This window comes from uncultured Brevundimonas sp., assembly GCF_937863155.1.
Lineage (GTDB): Bacteria > Pseudomonadota > Alphaproteobacteria > Caulobacterales > Caulobacteraceae > Brevundimonas.
In genome coordinates, this window is record NZ_CALMFB010000049.1 from 1 (window position 1) to 23,551 (window position 23,551).

General features: G+C 67.6%; 30 protein-coding genes, 1 tRNA gene and 1 pseudogene. 14 read left to right on the forward strand and 18 right to left on the reverse strand.

The window, feature by feature from the left end; genetic code table 11:
• A pseudogene (locus tag Q0581_RS07045) lies at nucleotides 1-965 on the forward strand (ribonucleotide-diphosphate reductase subunit alpha); the annotation flags it as partial.
• A gap of 221 nt (nucleotides 966-1,186) precedes the next feature.
• A complete protein-coding gene (locus tag Q0581_RS07050) occupies nucleotides 1,187-2,050 on the forward strand; it encodes a lipid A-modifier LpxR family protein (protein WP_298698909.1) in 864 nt (287 codons plus the stop codon).
• A 21-nt stretch (nucleotides 2,051-2,071) separates the two neighbouring features.
• Here Q0581_RS07050 and Q0581_RS07055 read toward each other — a convergent pair whose 3' ends face one another.
• On the reverse strand, nucleotides 2,072-3,793 hold the full coding sequence (locus Q0581_RS07055) for a gamma-glutamyltransferase family protein (protein ID WP_298698911.1): 1,722 nt from the start codon (nucleotides 3,791-3,793) through the stop codon (nucleotides 2,072-2,074).
• 187 nt (nucleotides 3,794-3,980) lie between these two features.
• On the opposite strand from Q0581_RS07055, the gene Q0581_RS07060 reads away from it, so the two are divergent.
• The 3 genes from Q0581_RS07060 to Q0581_RS07070 all read left to right on the forward strand — a co-directional run bounded on the left by Q0581_RS07060 (nucleotide 3,981) and on the right by Q0581_RS07070 (nucleotide 5,023).
• Nucleotides 3,981-4,057 (forward strand) — tRNA-Arg (locus Q0581_RS07060).
• A 116-nt stretch (nucleotides 4,058-4,173) separates the two neighbouring features.
• Complete coding sequence (sugE, locus tag Q0581_RS07065; protein ID WP_298698913.1) at nucleotides 4,174-4,497, forward strand: quaternary ammonium compound efflux SMR transporter SugE; 324 nt, start codon at nucleotides 4,174-4,176, stop codon at nucleotides 4,495-4,497.
• A gap of 55 nt (nucleotides 4,498-4,552) precedes the next feature.
• Nucleotides 4,553-5,023, forward strand: coding sequence for a hypothetical protein (locus tag Q0581_RS07070; RefSeq protein ID WP_298698915.1), 471 nt, complete (start codon nucleotides 4,553-4,555; stop codon nucleotides 5,021-5,023).
• Here Q0581_RS07070 and Q0581_RS07075 read toward each other — a convergent pair.
• The 10 genes from Q0581_RS07075 to Q0581_RS07120 all read right to left on the reverse strand — a co-directional run bounded on the left by Q0581_RS07075 (nucleotide 5,002) and on the right by Q0581_RS07120 (nucleotide 13,887).
• Nucleotides 5,002-5,490 (reverse strand): RNA pyrophosphohydrolase, encoded by a 489-nt coding sequence (locus Q0581_RS07075; RefSeq protein WP_298698916.1) that lies wholly within the window; start codon nucleotides 5,488-5,490, stop codon nucleotides 5,002-5,004. The genes Q0581_RS07070 and Q0581_RS07075 overlap by 22 nt on opposite strands.
• A gap of 81 nt (nucleotides 5,491-5,571) precedes the next feature.
• On the reverse strand, nucleotides 5,572-6,771 hold the full coding sequence (locus Q0581_RS07080; protein WP_298698918.1) for a divergent polysaccharide deacetylase family protein: 1,200 nt from the start codon (nucleotides 6,769-6,771) through the stop codon (nucleotides 5,572-5,574).
• 90 nt (nucleotides 6,772-6,861) lie between these two features.
• A complete protein-coding gene (locus Q0581_RS07085) occupies nucleotides 6,862-8,226 on the reverse strand; it encodes a S41 family peptidase (protein ID WP_298698920.1) in 1,365 nt (454 codons plus the stop codon).
• 140 nt (nucleotides 8,227-8,366) lie between these two features.
• Nucleotides 8,367-9,431: a peptidoglycan DD-metalloendopeptidase family protein gene (locus tag Q0581_RS07090; protein ID WP_298698921.1), complete on the reverse strand. Its 1,065-nt coding sequence runs from the start codon at nucleotides 9,429-9,431 to the stop codon at nucleotides 8,367-8,369.
• Nucleotides 9,431-9,895 carry a 23S rRNA (pseudouridine(1915)-N(3))-methyltransferase RlmH gene (gene rlmH, locus Q0581_RS07095; protein ID WP_298698923.1) on the reverse strand — a complete coding sequence of 155 codons (465 nt, stop codon included), beginning with the start codon at nucleotides 9,893-9,895 and terminating at the stop codon, nucleotides 9,431-9,433. Before rlmH ends, Q0581_RS07090 begins: the two co-directional genes overlap by 1 nt.
• 12 nt (nucleotides 9,896-9,907) lie before the next feature.
• Nucleotides 9,908-10,282, reverse strand: coding sequence for a ribosome silencing factor (rsfS, locus tag Q0581_RS07100; RefSeq protein WP_298699027.1), 375 nt, complete (start codon nucleotides 10,280-10,282; stop codon nucleotides 9,908-9,910).
• A gap of 403 nt (nucleotides 10,283-10,685) precedes the next feature.
• Complete coding sequence (locus Q0581_RS07105) at nucleotides 10,686-11,216, reverse strand: PIN domain-containing protein (RefSeq protein WP_298699029.1); 531 nt, start codon at nucleotides 11,214-11,216, stop codon at nucleotides 10,686-10,688.
• Nucleotides 11,203-12,024: a hypothetical protein gene (locus tag Q0581_RS07110; RefSeq protein ID WP_298698925.1), complete on the reverse strand. Its 822-nt coding sequence runs from the start codon at nucleotides 12,022-12,024 to the stop codon at nucleotides 11,203-11,205. Before Q0581_RS07110 ends, Q0581_RS07105 begins: the two co-directional genes overlap by 14 nt.
• A 114-nt stretch (nucleotides 12,025-12,138) precedes the next feature.
• On the reverse strand, nucleotides 12,139-13,386 hold the full coding sequence (locus Q0581_RS07115; protein WP_298698927.1) for a hypothetical protein: 1,248 nt from the start codon (nucleotides 13,384-13,386) through the stop codon (nucleotides 12,139-12,141).
• Nucleotides 13,387-13,659: 273 nt separating this feature from the next.
• A complete protein-coding gene (locus Q0581_RS07120; RefSeq protein WP_298698928.1) occupies nucleotides 13,660-13,887 on the reverse strand; it encodes a helix-turn-helix transcriptional regulator in 228 nt (75 codons plus the stop codon).
• A gap of 96 nt (nucleotides 13,888-13,983) precedes the next feature.
• Between Q0581_RS07120 and Q0581_RS07125 the strand changes: the two genes are divergently transcribed.
• Nucleotides 13,984-14,790 (forward strand): hypothetical protein, encoded by an 807-nt coding sequence (locus Q0581_RS07125; RefSeq protein WP_298698930.1) that lies wholly within the window; start codon nucleotides 13,984-13,986, stop codon nucleotides 14,788-14,790.
• Nucleotides 14,791-14,826: 36 nt separating this feature from the next.
• On the opposite strand, the gene Q0581_RS07130 is transcribed toward Q0581_RS07125, so the two are convergent.
• Nucleotides 14,827-15,231, reverse strand: a complete 405-nt coding sequence (locus Q0581_RS07130; RefSeq protein ID WP_029416415.1) for a helix-turn-helix domain-containing protein — start codon at nucleotides 15,229-15,231, stop codon at nucleotides 14,827-14,829.
• Between the two features lie 64 nt (nucleotides 15,232-15,295).
• Here Q0581_RS07130 and Q0581_RS07135 point away from each other — a divergent pair, with 64 nt between their 5' ends.
• The 7 genes from Q0581_RS07135 (at nucleotide 15,296) to arsH (ending at nucleotide 18,965) form a co-directional block, all read left to right on the forward strand.
• Nucleotides 15,296-15,679 carry an MFS transporter permease gene (locus tag Q0581_RS07135; protein ID WP_245591513.1) on the forward strand — a complete coding sequence of 128 codons (384 nt, stop codon included), beginning with the start codon at nucleotides 15,296-15,298 and terminating at the stop codon, nucleotides 15,677-15,679.
• A complete protein-coding gene (locus Q0581_RS07140; protein WP_029416417.1) occupies nucleotides 15,676-15,891 on the forward strand; it encodes a GDCCVxC domain-containing (seleno)protein in 216 nt (71 codons plus the stop codon). The genes Q0581_RS07135 and Q0581_RS07140 overlap by 4 nt, the downstream gene beginning before the upstream one ends.
• Nucleotides 15,892-15,926: 35 nt before the next feature.
• Nucleotides 15,927-16,286 (forward strand): bleomycin resistance protein, encoded by a 360-nt coding sequence (locus Q0581_RS07145; protein ID WP_029416418.1) that lies wholly within the window; start codon nucleotides 15,927-15,929, stop codon nucleotides 16,284-16,286.
• A 78-nt stretch (nucleotides 16,287-16,364) separates the two neighbouring features.
• The gene (locus Q0581_RS07150) at nucleotides 16,365-16,700 is read left to right on the forward strand and encodes a metalloregulator ArsR/SmtB family transcription factor (protein WP_029416419.1); all 336 of its coding nucleotides are present in this window, start codon (nucleotides 16,365-16,367) and stop codon (nucleotides 16,698-16,700) included.
• Between the two features lie 8 nt (nucleotides 16,701-16,708).
• On the forward strand, nucleotides 16,709-17,134 hold the full coding sequence (arsC, locus tag Q0581_RS07155) for an arsenate reductase (glutaredoxin) (protein WP_298698938.1): 426 nt from the start codon (nucleotides 16,709-16,711) through the stop codon (nucleotides 17,132-17,134).
• On the forward strand, nucleotides 17,131-18,219 hold the full coding sequence (gene arsB / locus Q0581_RS07160) for an ACR3 family arsenite efflux transporter (protein ID WP_298698939.1): 1,089 nt from the start codon (nucleotides 17,131-17,133) through the stop codon (nucleotides 18,217-18,219). The genes arsC and arsB overlap by 4 nt, the downstream gene beginning before the upstream one ends.
• Nucleotides 18,219-18,965: an arsenical resistance protein ArsH gene (gene arsH / locus Q0581_RS07165; RefSeq protein ID WP_298698941.1), complete on the forward strand. Its 747-nt coding sequence runs from the start codon at nucleotides 18,219-18,221 to the stop codon at nucleotides 18,963-18,965. The genes arsB and arsH overlap by 1 nt, the downstream gene beginning before the upstream one ends.
• Before the next feature lie 6 nt (nucleotides 18,966-18,971).
• Here arsH and Q0581_RS07170 read toward each other — a convergent pair whose 3' ends face one another.
• The 5 genes from Q0581_RS07170 to Q0581_RS07190 all read right to left on the reverse strand — a co-directional run bounded on the left by Q0581_RS07170 (nucleotide 18,972) and on the right by Q0581_RS07190 (nucleotide 22,047).
• Nucleotides 18,972-19,184, reverse strand: a complete 213-nt coding sequence (locus tag Q0581_RS07170; protein WP_298698943.1) for a hypothetical protein — start codon at nucleotides 19,182-19,184, stop codon at nucleotides 18,972-18,974.
• A gap of 312 nt (nucleotides 19,185-19,496) precedes the next feature.
• The gene (locus tag Q0581_RS07175) at nucleotides 19,497-19,679 is read right to left on the reverse strand and encodes a hypothetical protein (RefSeq protein WP_298698945.1); all 183 of its coding nucleotides are present in this window, start codon (nucleotides 19,677-19,679) and stop codon (nucleotides 19,497-19,499) included.
• 86 nt (nucleotides 19,680-19,765) lie between these two features.
• On the reverse strand, nucleotides 19,766-20,419 hold the full coding sequence (locus tag Q0581_RS07180) for a nicotinate-nucleotide adenylyltransferase (RefSeq protein WP_349770617.1): 654 nt from the start codon (nucleotides 20,417-20,419) through the stop codon (nucleotides 19,766-19,768).
• Between the two features lie 62 nt (nucleotides 20,420-20,481).
• Nucleotides 20,482-21,537, reverse strand: coding sequence for a GTPase ObgE (obgE, locus tag Q0581_RS07185; RefSeq protein ID WP_298698947.1), 1,056 nt, complete (start codon nucleotides 21,535-21,537; stop codon nucleotides 20,482-20,484).
• Nucleotides 21,538-21,591: 54 nt separating this feature from the next.
• The gene (locus Q0581_RS07190) at nucleotides 21,592-22,047 is read right to left on the reverse strand and encodes a hypothetical protein (RefSeq protein ID WP_298698949.1); all 456 of its coding nucleotides are present in this window, start codon (nucleotides 22,045-22,047) and stop codon (nucleotides 21,592-21,594) included.
• Nucleotides 22,048-22,159: 112 nt separating this feature from the next.
• Between Q0581_RS07190 and Q0581_RS07195 the strand changes: the two genes are divergently transcribed.
• Complete coding sequence (locus Q0581_RS07195; RefSeq protein ID WP_298698951.1) at nucleotides 22,160-23,290, forward strand: DNA cytosine methyltransferase; 1,131 nt, start codon at nucleotides 22,160-22,162, stop codon at nucleotides 23,288-23,290.
• Here the strand turns inward: Q0581_RS07195 and Q0581_RS07200 are convergent.
• On the reverse strand, nucleotides 23,287-23,544 hold the full coding sequence (locus Q0581_RS07200; protein WP_298698953.1) for a hypothetical protein: 258 nt from the start codon (nucleotides 23,542-23,544) through the stop codon (nucleotides 23,287-23,289). The genes Q0581_RS07195 and Q0581_RS07200 overlap by 4 nt on opposite strands.
• Nucleotides 23,545-23,551: the final 7 nt, after the last annotated feature.

Here is a 23,551-nt window from a genome sequence, read left to right on the forward strand (position 1 = left end):
TGCACACCGGCCGCGACCACCTGGGCATCGACCGCACCGCCGTCTGCTGCCTGTCGTCGGTCAACGCCGAGAAATTCCTGGAGTGGCGCGAAGAGCCGCGCTTCATCGAAGACCTGATGCGCTTCCTGGACAATGTGCTGGAGGATTTCATCCGCCGCGCGCCGCCGGAAATGAAGGCCGCCGTCTATTCGGCGCGTCGCGAACGCTCGGTCGGCCTGGGCCTGATGGGCTTCCATTCCTTCCTGCAGGCCCAGGGCGTGGCCTTTGAATCGGCCATGGCCAAGAGCTGGAACATGCGTCTGTTCAAGCACCTGCGCCGCGAGGCGGACAAGGCCAGCCGCCTGCTGGCCGAGGAGAAGGGCCCTTGCGAAGACGCCAAGGAGCGCGGCGTGATGGAGCGGTTCAGCCACAAGCTGGCCATCGCCCCGACCGCCTCGATCAGCATCATCTGCGGCGGGACCAGCGCGGGGATCGAGCCGATCCCGGCCAACATCTATACTCACAAGACCCTGTCCGGCTCGTTCGCGGTCAAGAACCCCTATCTGGAAGAGCTTCTGGAGCTGAAGGGCCTGAACACCGACGCGGTGTGGAACTCGATCCTGGAGCACGAGGGTTCGATCCAGCATCTGGAGGCCCTGAGCGACGACGAGAAGTCGGTGTTCAAGACCGCCTTCGAGCTGGACCAGCGCTGGGTCGTCGAACTGGCGGCCGACCGCGCCGCCGACATCTGCCAGGCCCAGTCGATCAACATCTTCCTGCCCGGCGACGTCGATAAGTGGGACCTGCACATGCTGCACTGGTCGGCGTGGGAGCGCGGGGTCAAGTCGCTGTATTATCTGCGCTCCAAGTCGGTCCAGCGGGCCGCCTTCGCCGGCGCCGAGGATAAGGCCGAGCCCGATCCGAACCAGCCGGATCTCTTCGCCGCCAGCAAGACCGACTATGAGGAATGCCTGGCCTGCCAGTAAGGCCGGCCCGGCGTTTCACGCCCCGACACTTCAAGTCCCGACAAGGGAACCCTCGCCTGCCAAGCGGCGTTGGCAGGGAGAATTCTTGTCACGAAAGAGTCTGTTGGCGGGCCGCCTGTTTTGGTGCAGGTTTCACGGACGTTAACGGACTGAGGGGGCCGTTGATGCGTGCTTGGGTCTGTGCAGGTTTCGGAGGGGCGGCGATCGCGATGATCGCAGGCATGGCCTTTCCGACTCTGGCCCAGACCCCCTACGCCCCCACGACCCCCCGCACCCTGGACCAGGCTCTGGCCGGAACCGCGACGCTGCAGCCCGCCTATGACCTGGGGCCCCAGGCCTGGGGCGAGGGGAACGAGCGCGACGAGGTCGCTCGCCTGAACGCCCAGAGCGCCTTCAACATCGCCGCCGATCGCGCCTTTGGCCCGGCGGTCGAGTTCGAGAGCGATTTCGCCCCTGCCGCCGACCCCATGGCCGGATCGTCGCGCCGAGACGTGTGGATCCAGGGGCCGGGCTTCACCGACCGGCTGTCGCTGGTGTCCGAGGGACAGCTGCGCCGCGCCGACGGCGCCCCCCTGCCCGTCACGCCCATGGACCGTGCCGTTCTGGACGCCAGCCGTTACGATCTGCGCTATGTGCGCGGCTGGCCGGTGGCCACGGCCTATACGGACAACGGGCTGGAGGTCACCCTGACGCCGCACGCCGGGGTCGGTGTGGGCTCGGACGGCGGCTCGGCCGAGGCCGGGGCCACGGTGCGCATCGGCTCGGCCGTGGTTCGGGACGGCCAGAATTTCGGCGAGCGCGCCCGCTGGTATGTCTATGCCGCCGGTTCGGGGCGGGCGGTCGGCTATAATTTCGCCCGCACACGCGACGGCGACTTCACCCGCTCGGGCTACAGCCACGACGCCGGGGCCTTCCTGGGCGACGCCTCGCTGGGTGTCGCCTATCGCCGGGGCGACCTGCAGGGGTCGTTCGGCCTGGTCTATCGCGAGATCGAGGCCGAGGGCCTGCGCAGCGGGCGCGGCCTGGACAATGACGTGTCCGAGGGGCTGGTGGCCTTCCACCTGTCGATCAAGCCCCAGCGCTGATTGCCGCGCTGATTTCCGCCCTCAGCGGTCGCGCGCCACGCCCTCGCGTCGCGGATCGGCCCCGCCGTCCCAGCGCCCGTCCCGCCAGATCGCCCCGTGCAGGCCCGAATTCTCGGACGTATTGGGGCTGAGGCTTATGCCGCGTTCGGCCAGCGCCGCCTTCATATCCGGGCCGAACATGGCCGTATCGGCGCCGAAGCCGTCGCCCTTGGCCACCAGGTTCGGCAGGGCGATGGCCGCCTGCATCGACAGGTTCCAGTCCAGCACCCCGATCAGCGCCTTGGCGTTATAGGCCAGGATGGACGTGCCGCCGGGCGACCCCAGGGCGCCGACCAGCCGCCCCTGCTGGTCCAGGATGATCACCGGCGACATCGACGACCGGGGCCGCTTGCCCGCCGCCACGGCGTTGGCCGCCGCGCCGCCGTCCGGCCGAGTGGGGGTGAAGCTGAAATCCGTCAGCTGGTTGTTCAGGAAGAAGCCCGCCGCCATACGGCCCGAGCCGAAGACGCTTTCCACCGTGGTGGTCATGCTGACGGCGTCGCCCTGGGCGTCCACCACCACGAAATGCGAGGTGCCGGCCGGCTCGTTGGTCGCGTCCGGCCCCATGAAGACCCCGCCCGGCGGCGTTCCCGCCTCGGCCGCCCCCGCCAGTCCCGCAGCCAGGGCCGCGCGTTCGGTCACATAGCCGGGGTCCAGCAGCCCCTGAACCGGCACCCCGACGAAACCCGGATCGCCGACGTAGCGGTCGCGGTCGGCGTACATCAGCCGCTGTAACTGGCCAAAGGCGGTCCAGGCGTCGGCGTCGTCCGGCCCGCCGTGGATCGCCGGCGTCGCCTCGGCCATGGCCAGCAGCTGCAACAGGGCCACCCCGCTGGACGGCGGCGGCGGCACGCAGACGACATAGACTCGATACGGCCGGCACAGGGCGCCGCGCTGGATGGGCCGATAGGCGGCGATGTCCTCGGCCGTCAGGGCGCCGGGCCGGGGCGCCTCGGCCACCACGGCGGCGATCTCCAGCGCGATGCGGCCGTGATAGAAGGCGTCCGGTCCCCCCGCCGCCAGTTCGCGCAGGGTGCGGGCGTAGTCGGGGTTCTTCAGCATGTCGCCCGCCTGATACCGGCCGCCGTCCGGCCGGGTGAAATAGGTATCGGCCCAGCGGGTGCGCGCCTGGCCCCGCGTGGCGGCGATCATGCCCGCCAGGCGCGGACTGACCGCGAACCCTTCGCGCGCCAGCCGCTCGCCCTCGTCGAACAGGCCGCTCCAGGCCAGGCGGCCATGTTCGGCATGGGCCAGGCCCAGCATGGCCACCACGCCCGGCGCCCCGGTCGACCGGCCCGACAGCACGGCGTCGCCGAACCCCAGCGGGCGGCCGTCTTCGTAGAACAGCTCCGGCGTGGCGGCTGCCGGGGCCGTCTCGCGCCCGTCATAGCTGGTGATCTCGCCCGTCGCGGCGTCGAAATGCATCAGGAAGGCCCCGCCCCCCAGGCCCGAGGACTGCGGCTCCACCAGGCCCAGCACCGCCTGCACGGCCACGGCGGCGTCCACGGCCGATCCGCCCCGGCGCAGCACCTGCATCCCCGCTTCGACCGCCAGGGGATTGGCCGCCGCCACGAACGGTCCGCGCGCAGGCGCCGCCGCGACGACCGCCGACGCCCCGCCCGATCCCGCCTGTGGCGCGGACGCACAGCCGGCGACGACCAGGCTGGCGGCCAGGATCAGGCTGGTCAGGCGGCGAAACGGCATGGAGGGCCTCGAACATCTGCGCAGCGGGGGCGTCGCGATCCTCCGACCTAGACCATTTGCGCCCGGGACTGAATTCACGACCGCCCGATTTTCGCGTCCCGCGCCGTTCTGGTCCCAGAATCCGCCAGCGGCGTCTTGCGCGCCTGCGCGCCAGCGGCTAAAGACCCGCCCTCGCCGCGAGGCGTGCGCACCCGTAGCTCAGCTGGATAGAGCACCAGACTACGAATCTGGGGGTCAGGAGTTCGAATCTCTTCGGGTGCGCCATCTCCTCATCATCGGTGATCTTTGCTTGACGGGGCCACGTCCCCGGCCCGGCCGCCGCTGACGGCGCCGGGGTTCAAGACCGGGACGGCCCGGCCCTTTGCAAAGGAGGGCCGACAATGGCCTGGATTCTTCTTGTTCTCGCCGGTCTGTTTGAGGTCGTCTGGGCCTATCTGATGAAACAGTCGCATGGCTTCACGCGACTGGTTCCGACCGTGGCCACCTTCGCCTTCATGTTCGTCAGCTTCGGCCTGCTGTCGGTGGCGATGAAGACCCTGCCGCTGGGCACCGCCTATACGATCTGGACCGGCATCGGGGCCGTGGGCGCCTTTGTCGTCGGCATCGTGGTGCTGGGCGAACAGGTGACGGTGATGCGGGTGGCGGCGGCGGTGCTGATCGTCTCGGGCCTGGTTCTGATGAAGCTGTCCGGCGACGGTCACTGATCGCCATCAGGTTCCGACCGTGGCGGGCGCGGCGCGGCGGCGGCAGTCTGGAGCCATGAGAAGCCTTGCTCCCATCGTCGCCGCCCTGCTGGGCCTGGGCCTGGCCGCCTTCGCCGCGCCCCAGGTCAGCTGCGGCTGCGCCCCGCCCCGGCCCGAGACCCTGAGCCAGGCGACCGTGGTGGCGCTGGAAGTCCTGTGCGTCACGGCGCCCGGCCGCGATGTCTCGGTCGAGCACGGTTTTGAGTACTGGGGCGACTTTTCCGAGTTCGAGACCGACGAGGGCGCGCTGGAGGTCCGGCCGGGACCGACCGGCACCCTGACCTATCTGGGCGCCCAGGCGGGCGCGCAGGAGGTGATCCAGGCCATCGACCTGTGGGCCGACGCCCGGCACATGGAGCATCCCGCCGGGCTGCAACTCGATGGCGGGGTGCGATACGGCAACGGCCTTGTCGAGTGGCGGATCGTCCAGTCGCCCGCGACGGACACCCAGACGGTCAAGATCGTCTATTGGCCTGCCAGCATCTGAGCCAGGCCCGAAAAGGCCGCCACCACCTGTTCATAGGCCGGGCGTTTGAACGGCACGATCAGGTCGCAGGCCTCGTCCAGCCGGCCCCAGCGCCAGGCGTCGAATTCGATCTCGCCATGGGCCTCCAGGTCGATCTCGGCGTCGTCGCCGGTGAAGCCATAGGCGAACCATTTCTGCTTCTGCCCGGCCCAGCCGCGCGCCGCCTTGGCCCCCGCCAGTTCGGGCGGAAAATCATAGGCGATCCATCCGGGCGTGGCGGCCAGAAGCTCGGCCGAGCGGACCCCCGTCTCCTCGAACAGCTCGCGGCGGGCGGCGGCCTCATAGTCCTCGCCGTCATCGACGCCGCCTTGCGGGAACTGCCAGTTGTGCGGGCCGTCCGTGCCGGCGCGGCGGCCATACCAGACCTGGCCCTGGCGGTTGAACAGCACGACGCCGACGTTCGGACGGTGGCGGGAGAGGTCTGACATGAAGGGACTAGGGATTAGGGACTGGGGAATAAAGGTCGAGTGGCGATCCTAGTCCCTAATCCCTAGTCCCCAATCCCTCAATCAGCGTCCCGGCCGGGCCGTGATCGCCGATGCGGGAGCCAGTTGCAGGCCGCGCGCCTCCAGCCCGGCGGTCCAGCGGGCGGCGGCTTCCACCGTGACCGGATAGCTGAAGCCGGTCCCCAGGGCCTGGCCGCGGGTCTTGGCGGCGGCCTCCAGGGCGTTCAGCTGGCCCATGATGGCGGCCGGGGTCTGGGTCTCGTCGACGATGCGGTCGGCGCTGGCGCGGGCGAAGGCGCCGGGCCGCCGGCGCATGGAGCCGTCGTCCAGGAAGGCCAGGCCGCGCTGGCGCAGCACCGCCAGGAAGGCGTTCATGCCCGCATCCGACGGGGCGAACCGGTCGCCCAGATAGTTGGTCACGCCGAAATAGCCGGTGGCGCGGCCCAGCAGCCAGGCCATCCGGGCCTGGATCTCGTCGGGCGTGGAGGCGGCCAGCAGCGTCTGCGGCCCCGGATCGACCGTGTCGGGATAGCCGGTCGGCTCCATCGGGATTTCGATCAGCACCTCGTGGCCCTGCGCCCTGGCCAGGTCGATCCAGCCCTGCAGGCCGTCGGCATAGGGTACGAAACTCAGCGTCACCTCGGCCGGCAGGCGTTCGATGGCCGCGCGGGTGGTGACCGCGTTCAGCCCCAGGCCACCGACGATCAGGGCCACGCGCGGCTTGCCGTTCGAGCGGAACGGCCGGGCGTAGGCGACGGCGGGGGTGCGGCCGTCCGGCGCGATGGTCGGCAGGGGGCCGTTCGGCCCGGGCTGGCTGAGACCCGCGATCGGGGCGGCGGGCAGGGGCGATGCGGCCTGGCGCGGGGCGGCGACCGGCGCGCCGCCGGCGATGGTGGCTCCGTCCGGCAGGGTGATCAGCGCTTCGCCCGAGGCGGCCTCGCCCAAAGCCTCGTCGCCGGTTCCCGTCAGGTCCTGATACAGGTCCAGCGCGCCCATGGAGAAGGCTTCCAGCCCCGTGGGCGGCGTCTGGGCGACGGCGTCCCGTTTCAGCGCCACACGGGCCGAGGGAACCCCGGCGCGCGGATCGCCCAGCACCACGACGAACAGAACGACCGCCAGCACCAGCAGGGCGCCCGCCGCGCCCACGATCACCGGCGGCTTGCGCAGCCAGGATTTCAGCGCCTGCACGGGCATGAAGGGGCCTTTCGGCGCGGGGGGCGCGCCGGCGGCGGCGGCGAGGGCGGACTGGCGTTTGGCGAACATGGCGGCGGCGAACGGACCTCTTGCCAGGCCAGTGTGCCGCCGGGCCGGTTAAGAAACCCTAACGGCCCGTTCACCACGTTTGCGACAGTCCTACGGCGTCTCGGTCTGGGCCGGTTCCTCGCCCTCGGGCGTCTTGCCGTCGATGATGATGTCGGCGCCCGGCGCCGGCAGCCGCGACAGGTCGCCGCCGACCCGCAACAGCTGGAAAGCGCGTTCCAGCTGATAGTCCTTGTCGGTCGGATAGTCCGCGCCCGGGGCCTCGTGCGCCGCATGCGGGCCGCGCCGTTCCGCGCCGATGGAGGCGTCCAGGGCGGTGGCGTAGGCGGCCTCCGAATAGATGAAGTTGGACCGCGAGATGATCCGCGCCTCGGCGGCCGACCGCGACACCTCCAGGTCCGGCTCGATACCGATCTTCTGGATCGAACGGCCCGACGGCGTGTAGTAGCGCGCCGTAGTCATATACAGGGCGCCGTCCTGGCCTCCGCGCAGGGGGAAGACGGTCTGGACCGAGCCCTTGCCGAAGGACGTCAGGCCGATCACCGTCGCCCGCTGCTGGTCCTTCAGGGCGCCGGCCACGATCTCGGACGCCGAGGCCGAGCCGTAGTTGATCAGCACCACCACCGGCTTGCCGCCCGTCAGGTCGCCGGGCGTGGCGGAATAGCGGTCGATCTGGTCCGGCTTGCGCCCGCGCTGGCTGACGATCTCGCCGCGCTCCAGGAAGGCGTCGGCCACCGCCACGGCGGCGCTCAACAGGCCCCCGCCATTGTTGCGCACATCCAGCACATAGCCGGCGATGTTCGGGTTCTCGCGCTTCAGCCGCGCCAGGGTGTCGGTCAGCTCCTGGGTGGTGTTCTGGTTGAAGCTGGAGATGCGGACATAGGCCAGGTCGCCTTCCAGCCGTCCGGTGACGGAATCGACGCGGATCACCTGGCGCGTCAGCTCGATCTCGCGCGAATCCTCGCCGTCGCGCAGGATGGTCAGACGCACCGTGGTGCCCGCCTCGCCGCGCAGCTTTTCCGACACCTCGTTGTTGGTCAGGCCGGCGGTGTTCTGGCCATCGACCTGGGAGATAACATCCCCGGCCTGGATACCGGCCGCGACCGCCGGGCCGCCGTCCATGGGCGACACCACCTTGGTCAGGCCGCCTTCGGTGGTGATGACCAGGCCGACGCCCGAATACTGGCCCTCGGTGCGTTCGCGCAGGTCACCGTAGCCGTCCGGCGGCAGATAGTCCGAATGCGGGTCCAGCGACGACATCATGCCGCGCAGCGCCGACTCGATCAGCTTCTTGTTGTCGACCGGCACCACATAGGCCTGCTCGACCGCGGCGACGATGTCGCCGAACAGCTCCAGCATGCGGAAGGTTTCGTTGCGGGGCGTCTGGCTGGCCACCGCGACGGCCGAGCCGCCTACCAGCGCCAGGGCGGCGGCGCCGACGACAAGCAGTTTGCGCATTCGATCTCTTTCTTGGGTCCGGCGGGACCATAGGCAGGTCAGAAGACAACGGGGTTGCGGCTGAATCGCGGCCTCGTCGTCCCGTGAATAAAATCAGCGTCCTGTCGCGAAGGAAAGCGGATTCCCCCGCGCGGGGCCGGTCACGACAGCCAGGGCGCAGGGTCGATGGGTCGTTCGTCGCGCCGCAGCTCGAAATAGATTTCACCGTCCGGGGCGCTGCGGCCCACCGGGGCGCCGTCCTGGACCCGGGCGCCGACGGCCACATCCACCTGATCCAGGCCGGCGATGACGGCGCGCCAGCCGGGGCCAAGATCCAGGATCACCACCTGGCCCCAGCCCGCCAGCGGCCCGGCATAGGCGACCTGGCCCGCGGCCGGGGCGGCGGCGGCGCGCGCATCGGCCCGCCAGCGCCAGCCGACCGAGCCGCCGCCAAAGGTCTGGACCGGCGCGCCCGTCACCGGGCGGGTCAGGCGCGACCGGCCTGCAGGCAGGCGGGTGGTTCTTTCGACCGCGACCTCGGGCGCCGTGGCGTCGCCGCCCAGGGCGCGGATGCGGGCCTCCAGCACGCGGGCGGCGCGTTCGGCCTGGGCCGCCTCGGCCTTCAGCACGGCCGCCAGGGCGGTGCGGCGCGCCATCAGGGATTCGATCTCGGCCCGGCGGTCGCCCTGTTCGCTCTCGGCGGTGACCAGGGCTTCGCTGGACAGGACCGCCAGGCGGCGGATGCGGGCCAGTTCGTCCTGACGCGCCTTCAGCGCCCGCACCCGCGCCTGGATCTGCGGCGTCATGGCCCGGATCAACAGGGCCGCCCGCGCCGTATCCACCGCCTTGTCGGCCGGAACCAGCAGCGGCGGCGGCGGACGGCGGCTCAGGGTCTGCAACGCCGACAACAGCCGCCCCTGACGCCCCCGGTCGCGGGCCATCTCGGCCGCCAGGGCCGCCTCGCGCGTGGTCAGTTCGTTCAGGCGCGACCGCTGGGCCTCGATACGCATGTCCCCGTCGCCGGCCTGGGCGCGCAGGGTGGCCAGCCGCGTCTCCAGCCCCGCGATCTCACGCCCCGCGGCGGCGGCCTCGGCCCGCAGGCGCGCGGCGCGCACGGCCTCGTCCCGGTATTCGGCCTCAAGCTGGCGCAGCGAGTCTTGAGGCGGGCGCCCCATGGCCGGTCCCGCCGCCAGGGCCAGGATCATCAGGATCGGGGCGGCGCGCATCAGTCGCGATGATAGGGCGAACCGGCCAGGATGGTCACGCCGCGATACAGCTGTTCGGCCAGCATGGCCCGCGCCAGGGCGTGGGGCCAGGTCTGGGGTCCGAAGGCCAGGGTTTCGTTCGCCGCCTCGCGCACGCGCGGGTCCAGGCCGTCGGCCCCGCCGATGGCGAAGACCAGCCTGCGTTCGCCCCGGTCGCGCAGGACCGCCAGATGCTCGGCGAAGGCGCGGCTGGAGAAGGTGCGACCCCGCTCATCGCAGGCGACCAGATGGGCGCCGGACGCGGCGGCCAGGATCAGATCGGCCTCCGGCGCCTTGCCCGGCTTCTTCGGTTCAAGATCGGTCAGGACCAGCGGCCCCAGGCCCAGGGCCTTGCCCGCCAGGGTGGCGCGCCGGGCGTAGTCGTCGGCCAGGGCCGCCTCGGGCCCTCGGCCGGGCCGACCGATGGCGACGATCTCCAGCCGCACGGGGCCGTCGCCTCAGGCGCGGCTGTCGATGCGGTGGCCGCTGTCGACCGACCAGATCTTCTCGATATTGTAGAAGGTGCGCACTTCCGGGCGGAACAGGTGGATCACCAGATCCCCGGCGTCGATCAGCACCCAGTCGCAGTGCGGCAGGCCCTCGACCCGCGCCTTGCCCAGGCCATGGTCCTTCAGCGTGCGCAGCAGGTGGTCGGCCAGGGCGCCGACATGGCGGTGCGACCGGCCCGAAGCCACGATCATGGCGTCCGACATGGGCGACTTTCCGCGCAGGTCGATCAGGACGATGTCCGACGCCTTGTCTTCGTCCAGCTTGTCCAGAACGGCCTGTTCCAGCGGCGTTCCGCCGGTCGGCAGGGGGGCCTCGACCTCCAGGCCCGAAACGGCGGGGGCGGCGGCGGAATCTTGCGCTTGCGGCGCGGGCGGGGGGGTCAGCGTAGGGCTCCGGGAGGCTTACTAAAGCAGTCCCATAGCACGATCGGCCCTTCAGGTCACGCAGACCCTCAGTTGGGCACTGGCACAGTTTGAATTTGGACGCTCCAGCCGAAGACCTCTGACCTAGCAAGGTTCTTGCGGCGACCCTCCTGCGCGGGGGCATGTGGCCCCCGCCTCGATGGAGGCGACTATGCAGATTGTCCTGAAACGCGGCTGTAGTGAATATCGGATTGCATCCGATCCACGCGCGGCCAACGACCGCTTTTTCGGCTCGATAGACGGGGTCGTCGTTACGACAGGCAGTGCGCCGGAAGAAGTTCTGGCGACGCTGATCCATTCTTCATCAGGCGCTAGCCTGATCAGCGAACAGGTCGGCATCGACGCCCTCGGTGAGGTCCGGCACCGGGGGCGTGCAGATCGTGAGTAGAGTGCCGTCGTCCCGGCGGACCTTTCCGTTCAGGCGCAATAGGTCCTTGTTGTCGAACGTGTGCATCTCGCTGACGTTCTCAAGGACGGCCACTGCCAGATGGAGCGCATCCTGCGGCTTCTTGAGGCCGTCAGACATGTGGAGGCGGAAGAGGTCTCGTGCCTTCATCCCCACATCCCAATCAGCAACTACGGTCGTCACCCATTCTTGGGAGAGGAGGTTCGCGAACGGGTCTTGATCACTGGCGGCCATAGCGACCCACTCGTCGCCGCACTTCATCTTCACCACCTCGGCCAGTGCGATCGTCGACGTGATGATCTGGCGCTGGCCATCGCCGGCGAGGCGCACGACGTATCGAGTGGCGGGAAATTTGTCGGGTTCCTGGGCGATGTGCCCGATCCACACGCAGGAATCCCAATAGACGGTGGGCGGATTAGACAATGTCACCGTCCCTGAAGCGATCAATGTAGCTGATGGCGTCGTCCCCGCCGGTAAAGGAACGGTCGAACAGTTCGCCGTCGTTCACCGGTCCGGGACGGACGTGCACGATCTTCTCGGCCGTCATGCCCGAGATTTTTCCGCCAGAGGTGTATTCGATCCAACCCCGAATTCGGACGCGCGCGTTCTGCCAGACGTCCCGCAGCGACGTCTGCGCGGCGAACTGATTCTGAAGGTCTTCAGGGATTCGGCACCAGATGATCCGGCCCCGCACCCGCTCCTTCAGCTTCAAGGCGGGCTGGCGGCGGAACTGACCGGCGTCGACAAGGTAGCCCTCCAACGTTCCGCGCGAACGCTTCGGCGATACGGCCGGGGCTGGTGCCTTCAACGCCTCCAGCCCAAGCCGGGCGCTTGAAGGGGTCACATCAAGAGCAATGAATCCGTCGTCCTCGGGCTCGATGGAGGTAAGTCCGACGCCGTTAAGATTGCGAGCGAGGAACCGCTTCAACACATTGCTGTCTAGCTGTGGGGCCTCGTCGCCATCCAAGACATCCGAGAGGCCTTGATACGCTTCGTAAGTGGCAAGGTCGGCAGCGGCGAAGATCGCAGGCCCCGTCCCGCCCAGCGGCACGATCTCACCGACCGCCGTAAAGGGGCTGTTGGTCGACGCCGTAACCAGCTTCCAGTCATACCCGACCGCACTCTCGCCACGCAGGAGTTCGAAGGCGTCCGCGATTTGGAGCATGGCGTCATGCACGGTCAGGAAGTCGGGATGATCCGACGACGGCTTGACGGTGATCCTTATACGTCGCGGCACTGACGTAGCCCCTCGTGTGCGGCGACTTTCCTCGCGCCGTCTCCCTAGCGCAAGAGGAGAACACTGATCTAGTTAACGGCTGGACACCGGCGGCGATCCTGATCGAACTGAAGGTCAGTGCTTCAGGTTGTTGCCGCCCTTGCCTCGGCCGGTGTCGAGCCGGCTGGGCGAGCCGAGGCACACCTTGCACTCTGCCACTTCGTCGGGAACCAAGTTGTAGGCGAGGTTACGAGCCGCCTCGATCGTTTCGCACTGGAACTTGTGGGAGGCACCCCGCTTGCTGCCTCGCTCCGGCGTGTCTCGCAGATGCTTGCAGTCGCTGCGGTGAATCTTCGCGTATTTCTGAAGGAAGCTGAACATCACGGTGAAGGGCATGTCCTGCGAGCGCGGCGCCGGCAGGATGATCACCGACTCCGATGTAGCGTCTTGCTGTTTGGCGGCTTCGCGCTCCAGCGCCCACTTCTTCCGGTTGCCATCAATCAGTTCGATGAACATCTCCCAAGTCCATTCGCTGTCGTCGATGCCCGCCGCCACGGCCGGCGTGGTCGCCAAGGACATGTGGACGCGGATGAAGTTGTGATAGAAAACGTAGAGGGCGACCGCGCGCTTGAGGTTGATCAACGTCTTCGAAAAGAGGGTCGTCTTTCTCGCGAAACGGCCGAGGTTCTGCCTGAACTTCTGGAAGAACGACTCGATGTGGTTGGTCGTGATCAAGGAGGGGTCAGGACTTCCGCTCCTAATCTCTGGCGGAGCCATCTCACGCTTCGACCGGCGCCGTTTCGGCCTGGGTTGATCGACGCCTAGATATTCCTCGATCACCTCCTGCTGTTGGTCGTCCTGCTTCTTCACGGTGGCGTAGTCGATCTCGCCGCCCCAGGCCTTCTCGACCGCTTCGATGTAGGGGTGATGCGAGTCGGTGGTCAGTTGCAGGCGATTGGGGCAGCGAGCCTTCAGGTCGTCGATGAAAACCTTGGCGTCGCTGTTGCCGCGACCACCGATGTGCCACGCCACCACCAGCTTGCTGGTGACGTCGATCGCCACCCAAATCCAGAACACCCCTTGGCCCGGCGGCGCCCGCATCTTCCGCAGGAACAGCGTCCGCCCGCGAATAGCGACGTAGGCGTGCAATTCATCCGCTTCGACCAGCGTCGAGGGCAAGTCCCGCATCCTTTCGCCCAGGAACTCGATGGCGGTGTCGCCCGCCTCGGCCAACAGCTTCAGAATGGTCGTGCGGCTCGGTCTACCCGACGGCCCGGTATTGCCCTTCTTGGTCCGGTGCAGGCCGCGAATCGACATCCGCTCCATCATGTCCTGAAGGAGCGCCACCTGCTTGTCATGGTTCAGTCGGTTGACCATCGACAAGCGTATGCGTCGAGAGGGAAACACGGGTCAACCGTTCTCATTTCCATATTTCTAGAAATGTGGAACTATGTGTTCTCCCGAGCACAGCGTGTTCTTCCGCCGCTCCTGATAAAACAACCGATCGCCAAGGCGCTGTAACTAATTAGTTAATGCCGCCCATGTCATGGCAGGTGACATGATTACTGGCATCGGTGTCAAGATTGGCGACATAGAGTGTCAGTAATCCTGACCAGAAAACCGCAGGGGTGCGGTCGTATGTCGCACCAAACTTCATCAGTCGCGGACCTTATTCTCCTCGTGGGCGTAAAAATCTTTCGGATGAACCCCCAGCACTTCGGCTAGACGAGCCAGGACGGCGACCGTCGGGTTCCCCTCACCCCGTTCAATCCGGCCGATATGGCGCATGGCGATGCCGGCCTCGCCAGCCAACGTCTCCTGACTCAAGCCTCGGGCCTTACGCAGGCGCCGGACGTTCGCGCCCACGATCTTCTCCCATTCCATCTCCGGATGGTGTTAGCGCGACGGTAACCCTCACTAGGACATAGATGTCCTATCTCGTCTTGGTAGGTGGGTTTCTCGATGAACCAAAGAGCATTGATGGCCGTGGCGTTCGCGGCGGGCCTCGCAGGCTGCGCAACACCGACGACCGAATACCGGATGATCCCTACCGGCGACCATGGCGTGGGCGTTCGGTTCTCTCGTGGAAATGCGGCGATGGTCTCGCAGGGACCGTCGGGAGCCGTAATGCTCTTGCCCGTCCGCTACAACGCGACGAACAAGCTGTTCTTCGCACTAGCGGCGTTCAACACATCGGGACAGCCCATCAACCTGGGGACCGAGGATGTCCGCATCTACCTCGACGATGGGGCACCCGTGCGGTTGCAAGACTTCAACTACCTTCGCCAAGAGGCGAGGCATTCAGCCGAGCGGGCGATGGCGGCGGCATGGGTGAGTGCCGGGATCGAAGGCTATCTCGCCTATCGCGCCGCCGGCGATCATCCGCGCCGGACGGAGATCGCGTTCCGCCGGGCCTCCGGCGAATTCTATCTGTCGAGCGCCCTGATTGAGCGCGGCCTGCGGCAGGCGATGGCCGAGCGGGGCCGCACGGTGTTGCAGACCACCACCGTCGATCCCGGAGCCGCCACGGGCGGTTTCATCTTCGCCGATCAGCTTTCGATCCCAGAGGGGACGGTCCGGGCGATCCTGGTCGAAGTGAACTTCGGGGGCGCGCCTCACCAGTTCACCATCACCTTGGCGCCGTCAGGCACGTCGGTTGAAGTTCCGACCAACATCCCCGCCGTCGCTTCGCAAAGGATGCAGGCCATGCAGCGCACGCCGGAGACTTGGCACTGGACCGACGGACCTCCGCCAACCCCTTACGACGGTCTCGAAATTATCGAATGACCTTTGCTGCCAAGGTGCAGGCCAGTAGCAGCTTGATCAGTTCAACCCTAATTCTTGGATCACCGGACAGCGGATTTCCCGTCCGTCGCGACAATCGGCGACGGCTTGTTGCAAGACGGCTCGAAGGCGTCGCAGGTCGGCGATCTTTGCGTCGATGCTGGCGACCTGCTCCTGGGCCATGTCGCGCACCTCGCTGCAAGCCTGAACCTCCGGTTCGCTCAGCGCGATCAGCCGTCGAATGGCGTCGATGCCGAAGCCGAGTTCGCGGGACCGACGGATGAACTTTAAGCGCTGAGAATGACTTGGCGCATAGCTTCGATGGCCGCCCTCCGTCCGGGCTGGGGCTGGCATCAGCCCGATCCGCTCGTAGTAGCGCACCGTCTCCAAATTGACGCCGGCACCACGCGCCAGGCGTCCGATGGTCAAAACCTGACTGCGCATCCTCTTGATCCCGTAGTGGCTACGGGTTGTAGGCTGTATCAGAGATTGAGCAGGAGACACCATGATGACCGATCAGAACCGTCCTCGTATCCCAGAGGTCGCCGTCGGCGCGTCGGCGGCTGTCAGTGGAGTCGCCGCCGTTTTCGCTTGGGCGGCCTGCTGCGTCCTGCCGCTGGCTTTGTCGGTAGCCGGTGTCTCGTTCGCCGGCGCTGCGATCATCGCCGGCGCGCGGACTTGGTTGACGCTTCTTACCGCCGTGATCTTGGCGGCGGGTTGGTTGCTGCACTGGCGCCGTCTTCAGTTATGCAAGCGCAACGCCGCCTGTGCTCGCCCTTCGCCGCTGGCCTTTTGGTTGCTAGTCGTCGCCTCGTTCCTGGTGGCGCTGTCACTAGCTTGGGAGCCCTACATCGAACCGTGGGCCATGCCCCAATTGGCGGCGATGCGATGACATCTATCCTGCTGGAATCGACGCTGACCTGCCCACAATGTGGTCATATGGCGACTGAGATGATGCCGACCGACGCCTGCATCTGGTTCTACGATTGCCTCGGCTGCGGCACCAAACTGCGACCCGAGCCCGGTGACTGCTGCGTGTTCTGCTCCTACGCCGATGTGCCGTGCCCGCCGATCCAGGTGGATGGCAAGGGTTGCTGCGGCTAGTGTCCGCTACAAGCCGCTTCGATCTGGAGATCGCCGTGACCGACCATGCTACGCCCAATCTGCCGTCGCGGGATTTCGAGACGACATCGCGGTTCTATTCTCAATTCGGCTTCGAACAGGGGTGGCGCGACGATGGCTGGATGATCATGAAGCGGGGCGAACTGACGCTGGAGTTCTTCCCTCACCCGGAAGTTGACCCGCTGACGAGTTGCTTCAGTTGCTGCCTGCGCCTCGACGACCTTGATGCCTTCTATGCCATCTGCAAAGCGACGGGACTGCCCGAGACGTGCATGGGCCAACCACGCCTGCACGCACCTAAGACCGAGGAGTCGGGATTGCGGATAGGTGCCCTGGTAGACCCGGACGGGACCTTGATTAGACTGATCCAGAACTAAGATCACGTCGGACTGGAAAGTCACCGGGGGCTTAAGACTCACCTTGCAATCCTCCGACTTTTCGAGGATTGTCGAAGAATGGATAACGAACTCGCCGTCAGATGCTTTTCCGCGCTTGGGCACCCTCGGCGGCTTGATGTCCTTCGGCTGCTTATCAAGAACGCTCCCGACGGACTGAAAGCCGGCGAGATCGCCGATAAGTTCGGCCAGCCCGCTAGCACGATGTCATCCCACCTTCGGATACTCACCGAGGCCGGTCTGGTGTCGTTCGAGCGAAAAGGCCGCGAGATTTACTTCAGGCCGAATATCGACCGTGTTCGGGGTTTGATTCTGTTCCTCGTCGCCGACTGTTGCGGTGGTCAGGCCGACAAGTGCGAGCCGCTGCTGGCCGAACTCCTGCCCTGCTGCCCCTGAAGGTCGCCATGGACATCGTCATCTATCACAACCCCGCCTGCGGGACGTCTCGCAACACCCTTGCCCTCATCCGCCATGCCGGAATCGAGCCGCACGTCATCGAGTATCTGAAGACGCCGCCGGTCCGCGAGTTGGTGCGCCAACTGATCGCTCGGATGGGGATCGCCGTGCGCGAGGTGCTGCGGGAGAAGGGCACGCCCTACGCGGAACTCGGTCTCGGCGACCCAGCGTTGACCGACGACGACCTGCTCGACGCGATCGAAGTCCACCCGATCCTGTTGAACCGGCCAATTGTCGTCGCCCCTTCGGGGGTAAAACTGTGTCGGCCGTCTGAAGCAGTCCTCGACTTGCTCCCCACGGAAGGACTGAAGCCCTTCGTCAAGGAGGACGGCGAAGTCGTCATCGACGAGTCCGGGCACAGGGTGCGCCGATGATCGACACCCCCGTGACCTACGACAACGCGCCACGCCGGCTCTCCTTCCTCGACCGCTGGCTCACCCTGTGGATTTTCGTCGCCATGGCGCTGGGCGTGCTTCTGGGCACGGCGGTTCCCGGCCTGCCTGCGTGGCTGGACAGCTTATCGGTTGGATCGACCAACATCCCCATCGCCATCGGGCTGATCCTGATGATGTATCCGCCCTTGGCGAAGGTGAAATACGAGGAACTGCCGCGCGTCTTCGCTGACAAGCGGGTGCTGGCGCTGTCGCTGTTCCAAAACTGGGTTCTCGGCCCGGTGCTGATGTTCGTGTTGGCGGTGATCTTCCTGCGCGACCAGCCGGAATACATGACCGGGGTGATCCTGATCGGTCTGGCTCGCTGCATCGCCATGGTGCTGGTCTGGAACCAACTGGCGCGTGGCGACAACCAGTATGTCGCCGGGCTTGTGGCCTTCAACTCGGTCTTCCAGATCGTCTTCTTCAGCGCCTACGCGTGGTTCTTCCTGTCGTTCCTGCCGCCGCTGCTCGGCTTGGAAGGCAGCGTCGTGGATGTCAGCTTCTGGACCATTGCCGGCGCCGTCCTGATCTACTTGGGGCTGCCGTTCCTCGGCGGTTTTCTGACCCGCCGCACCCTCATCGGGCGCAAAGGCGCCGACTGGTATGAGCGTCGTTTCCTGCCGCGCATCGGGCCAATCACCCTGATCGCGCTGCTGTTCACCATTGTCGCCATGTTCAGCCTGAAAGGCGGGGATGTCGTCGCCCTGCCTTTCGACGCCCTGCGCATCGCCATTCCGCTGACGATCTACTTCCTCGTGATGTTCGTGATCAGCTTCCTGATGGGCCGCTTGATAGAGGCGGACTACCCGCGCACGACGGCGCTGGCCTTCACCGCCGCCTCGAACAACTTCGAACTCGCCATCGCCGTGGCGATCGCCGCCTTCGGCTTGGCCTCTCCCGTGGCCTTCGCCGCCGTCATCGGACCGCTGGTCGAGGTGCCGGTGCTGATCCTGCTGGTCTCGGTCGCCCTATGGCTGGGCCGGCGGTTCTTCCCGGCGACCGCCCCCGGCAAGGATGTCTGTTGATGAGTCGTTTGCGCACCCTACCGGAGCCGGACTACCTGCCCGCGCTGGACCCCGCCTACCTGTCGCTCACGCCGGCCGTCGGCCTCGGCCCGAACGACCACCCGCCCCGCATCCTGCTGCTCTACGGCTCCTTGCGTCAGCGGTCCTTCTCCCGCCTCTGCGTCGAGGAGGCGGCCCGCCTGCTGCGCCTGATGGGCTGCGAGACCCGCATCTTCGATCCGTCCGACCTGCCACTGCCCGGCTCCCCCGGCGACGATGAGCACCCAGCAGTGAAGGAACTGCGCGAGCACGCCTTCTGGTCCGAGGGGATGGTCTGGTGCAGCCCCGAGCGCCACGGGCAGGTGTCTGGCCTGATGAAACTTCAGATCGACCACTTGCCGCTAAGCATTGGTGGCGTGCGGCCGACCCAGGGGCGCACCCTGGCCGTGATGCAGGTCTCCGGCGGCTCGCAGAGTTTCAACGCGGTGAATACCCTGCGCCTGCTCGGCCGCTGGATGCGCATGATCACCATCCCGAACCAATCGAGTGTCGCCAAGGCGTTCCAAGAATTCGATGAGGCGGACCGGATGAAGCCGTCCGGCTACTACGACCGCATCGTCGATGTGATGGAAGAACTTGTGCGCTTCACCGTTCTCACCCGGCCACACGCCGGCGCGCTGGTCGATCGGTATTCCGAGCGCAAGGCCGCCAATCGGCCGCTCGATAGTGCAAATGACCTGTCAGCGGTCGCGATCCGACACGGCTGACTCTCGTCAGGACTCGTTGCGGCGACGCGCCCGCGCCTGGGCGAGTTCTTCGACGACGGCGGCGATCTTCTCGCGAGAGGGCGGGGGCCGGCGATTCTTTCGGCGCAGGTCAGGGTCCACGACCTCCTCGGGATCGACATAGGGCGTCCCGTCGGGGTTCACCCCGCCGACCAGCTTGTCCAGTTCGCGAGCCAGCGCCGCGCGCTCCGCCTCGTTCATCCTGCCTTCTCCGGCAACCAATGCGACCATATCAAGCGGTCTCCACTTCATCAATCACGACACAGTCGCGCCTCTATTTCCCGCGAACGAGTCCACGGGCTTAGAAAGCGAGTTTTCGTTCTGCCGGAACGCTATACAGATCGTTAACGCGGAGTCCATCCTAATTATTGGCGATGAGAATTGCGCTACGCTATCATGCTAACGACTTCGCCGCTCATAGACATGACTAGATTTTGGCTCCAGCTAATTAACAACTGTCAAAGTAGACTCGGCGTAACTGCGATTCTCCCCAGAAATTACCGATTCACTACGTCAGTGAACTACTGAATGGCAGGCCCGCCGCAACAGCGCCTGCACAGCGCCCTCGAACGTCGGCGAGCAAACGCACTCGCGCCCGTCTATGGCGCCGATGAACTGCGAGGCGCCGTTCACCCAGCGGCGCCGCACCGCCAGCCCCGCCATCGGCGCGGTCACCACATCCACCCTGTATCGCATTGGCACAATCCCTTCGGTTTAGGTCGAAGGTCGTGTCGCGGGCTAGGACGCCCCTCAATGCCTCATTTCAAACTGTGCCAGTGCCCTCAGTTGATCCGGGCGCGCCGGATGGCGGTCGAGGACTGGGGGTTCAGCGGCGCGGTCAGATAGGTCCAGCAGGGCGCGGGCTGGTCGGCCAGCAGCCGCGCCCGGTCGGCCGGCAGCCGGGCCGAGGCGAAACGCGCCGCCGCCGGGGCCGTGCGGCTGTCCAGCAGCGATCCGGGCCGCGCCACCACCGCCACCGGCATCAGCCGCATGATGTCGGTCCAGCCGCGCCAGCGGTGGAAGCCCGCCAGATTGTCCGACCCCATCAGCCACACGAACCGCACCCCCGGATAGCGATCGACCAGGGCGCGCAGGGTGTCGACGGTCCACCAGACGCCCAGGCGGCTTTCGATGTCGGACACCACCATGCCCGGCCCGTGCGCCACGGCCTGGGCCGAGGCCATGCGGTCGGCCAGCGACGCCGTCTCGCGCGCGTCCTTCAGCGGATTCTGGGGGGAAACCAGCCAGACCACCCGGTCCAGGTCCAGCCGCTGCATGGCCGTTTCGGCCACATGGCGGTGTCCGTCATGCGCGGGATTGAACGAGCCGCCGAACAGGCCGACCCGCATCCCCGGCGTCAGGCCCAGCCGGTCGCGCGTCCCGCCGGGGCGGGGGCCGAAGCGCCTGGGCGCGGGACCGGCGTGGAAGAAGGACAAGGGGACGACGGCTCGCGCGGACTTATGCTCAAGTCGGACCTATCATGCGTCGTGCGGGTAAACTAGGGCGTCCAGCCGCCGGGCGTCTCGACCGGGGTTTCGTCCTCAAGCGGAGCGGTTTCGCCGCGCGTGCGCCGCACCTCGGCCCAGGCGGCGCGCAGCAGTTCGGTCACCCCTTCGCCCGACACGCCCGACACCAGCAGCGGCGCCCGGCCGCAGGCGGCCTGAAGCGCCTCGGCCTTCTCCTGGCGCGCCTCGGGCGTCAGGGCGTCGATCTTGTTCAGGGCCACGATCTCGGTCTTGTCGGCCAGGCCCGCGCCATAGGCCTCCAGCTCGCCGCGAATGATGGCGTAGGCGCCGGCGACGTCCTCCTGGGTTCCGTCGACCAGATGGATCAGGCTGGCGGACCGCTCGACATGGCCCAGGAAGCGGGTGCCCAGGCCCGCGCCCTCGCTGGCGCCCTCGATCAGGCCGGGGATGTCGGCGATGACGAACCGTTCCGACGGCGACAGGTCCACCACCCCCAGGTTCGGCGCCAGGGTGGTGAAGGGATAGTCGGCGATCTTGGGCCGCGCGGCGCTGACCGCCGCCAGGAAGGTGGACTTGCCGGCGTTCGGCAGGCCCGCCAAGCCGATGTCGGCGATCAGTTTCAGCCGCAGCCAGATCCAGCGTTCCTGGCCTTCCTGGCCCGGATTGGCGTGGCGCGGGGCCTGGTTGATCGGCCCCTTGAACCGGTCGTTGCCCCAGCCGCCGTTGCCGCCGCTGAGCAGGCGCTCGACCTTGCCGGGCGCGTCCATGTCCAGAAGGACGGTTTCCTTGTCCTCGTCCAGCACCTGGGTGCCGACCGGCACCTTCAGCACCACGTCCTCGCCCTTGGCCCCGTGCATGTTGCGGCCGGCGCCGTGGTGGCCCGTTCCGGCCTTGAAATGCTGCTGATAGCGATAGTCGATCAGGGTGTTCAGCCCCTCGACCGCCTCGATCCAGACATCGCCGCCGCGACCGCCGTCGCCGCCGTCGGGGCCGCCGTTGGGAATGAATTTCTCGCGCCGGAACGACACGGCGCCCCCGCCGCCATTGCCCGAGCGGATGTAGATCTTGGCCTGGTCCAGGAATTTCATCGCCGGCTTATGGCCCAGGATGACGGCGATTTACAGGCTGTCGCGTCGGCAGGGTCAGCGCACGGCGCCGGATTCGCCCACGCGCATCACCGCTTCGGTCGCGGCGGCGCAGCCCTGCAGCGTCTCGTCGCCGATCTTGACCCGCGCCGTCAGGGGGAAGACGCGGTCGCTCATGCCGTCCGAACATTCGGTGGCCATCAGCGAAATCTCCAGCGCATGGCCCTGGGCCGTGCGGGCGGTCCAGGTGGCGACGGTACCGGTCATGACCGGGCCGGCGTTGGGCGCGGTCTGTTCGGGCCGGTCGACGCCGGAATAGCGCAGGGTCTGGCCCGCGATGTCGACGCTCCAGAACGGCTCGGTCCCCAGCACGCGCAAGGGCTGGGTCAGATCGACCCCATCCAGCACGGCCGGCTGGGCCGGCGGCTCGGCCGGCGCCGGGGCCGTGGGCTGACCTTCAGAACAGGCGGCGAGGCTCAGCAGCAGCAGGCAGGGCAGGACGGCGGCGCGCATGGACCAGGCTCCTTGAAAAAACTCGCGATCATGGAACGGGTCGGCGGCGGCGGGGTCAAGGGGCGTCGCACGACCCGGCGCCGAAACGACCGGATTGCGCTAGTTTGGCCCCATGGCGATTCGGCCCTGCCCCAGCGTGTATGAATTCTTCGCCGGCGGCGGCCTGGCGGGGCTGGGGCTGGCCCCGGACAGCGACGGGCCGGGGTTCCGCACCGTCTTCGCCAACGACCTGGACCCGGCCAAGGCGCGGGCCTTTGCCGCCAACCACCCCGATGTCCCCTTGCGGGTCGGCGATGTCGGCTCCCTGACGCCCGACGACCTGCCGGGGCGGCCCGATCTGTGCTGGGCCTCGTCGCCGTGCCAGGACTTGAGCCTGGCGGGCGCGCGCGGCGGGCTGACAGCGCGTCGTTCGGGCGCCTTCTGGGGCTTCTGGCGGTTGATGCAGGGGCTGGACGCCCAGGGGCGCGGGCCGCGTCTGGTGGTGATCGAGAATGTCGTCGGCCTGCTGACCTCGGGCGGCGGGGCCGATTTCGCGGCGGTGTGCGGGGCCATGGTCGCGGCCGGCTATCGCGTCGGGGCGCTGGAGATGGACGCCGCCCACTGGCTACCCCAGTCGCGGCCGCGCCTGTTCATCGTCGGCCTGCGGGACGGATCGGCGCCGACGTCCTCGGGACCGGACGGGCCGTTCCACTCCCCGCGCCTGATCGCGGCCCAGGCGGGACTGCCCCCGGCGGTGCGCGAGGCCTGGGCCTGGTGGCGCCTGCCGCCGCCGCCGCGCCGGAACCTGGACCTGGCGGCGGTGCTGGAACCAGACGAGGCGGTGGACTGGCTGTCGCCCGACCAGACGCGCGATCTTCTGGCCCTTATGGCGCCGCTGCACCGGGCGCGGCTGGACGCGGCCCTGGCGTCGGGCGACCGCGCCGTCGCCGCCGGCTTCCGCCGGGTGCGCACCGAACAGGGACGCAAGGTTCAGCGGCTGGAGCTGCGGTTCGACGGCCTGGCCGGATGCCTGCGCACCCCTTCGGGCGGGTCGTCGCGGCAGTATGTGATCGTGGGCCAGGACGGCCGGGCGCGGGCGCGGCGGCTGATGGGGCGCGAGTGTGCGCGGCTGATGGGTGTTCCCGACGACTATCGCCTGCCGGGGTCACAAAGCGCGGCGCTGAAGCTGATGGGCGACGCCGTGGCCGTGCCGGTGGTGCGGGCCCTGATGCAGCGGCTGCTGGCCCCGGCGCTGGACGCCTAGTCGCGCCTGCCCAGGCTGTCGTCCGCCCGGTCGTCCCAGCCTTCGCGGCTGGACCGGAAGGCCAGGCTCATCAGCAGCCAGGCCAGGCCGCCGGTTCCGAACAGGCCCAGGCCCAGCGCGATCCAGCCGTGGATCGACACCTGGGCGCCGTCCAGCAGCTCGGTCCAGATCCAGTAAAGCGCCAGGGTCGCGCCCACAGCCGCCAGCGCCGTCACCAACACCGCCAGCAGGAAACGAACGGCGGGGTTCCGCATGGGCGTC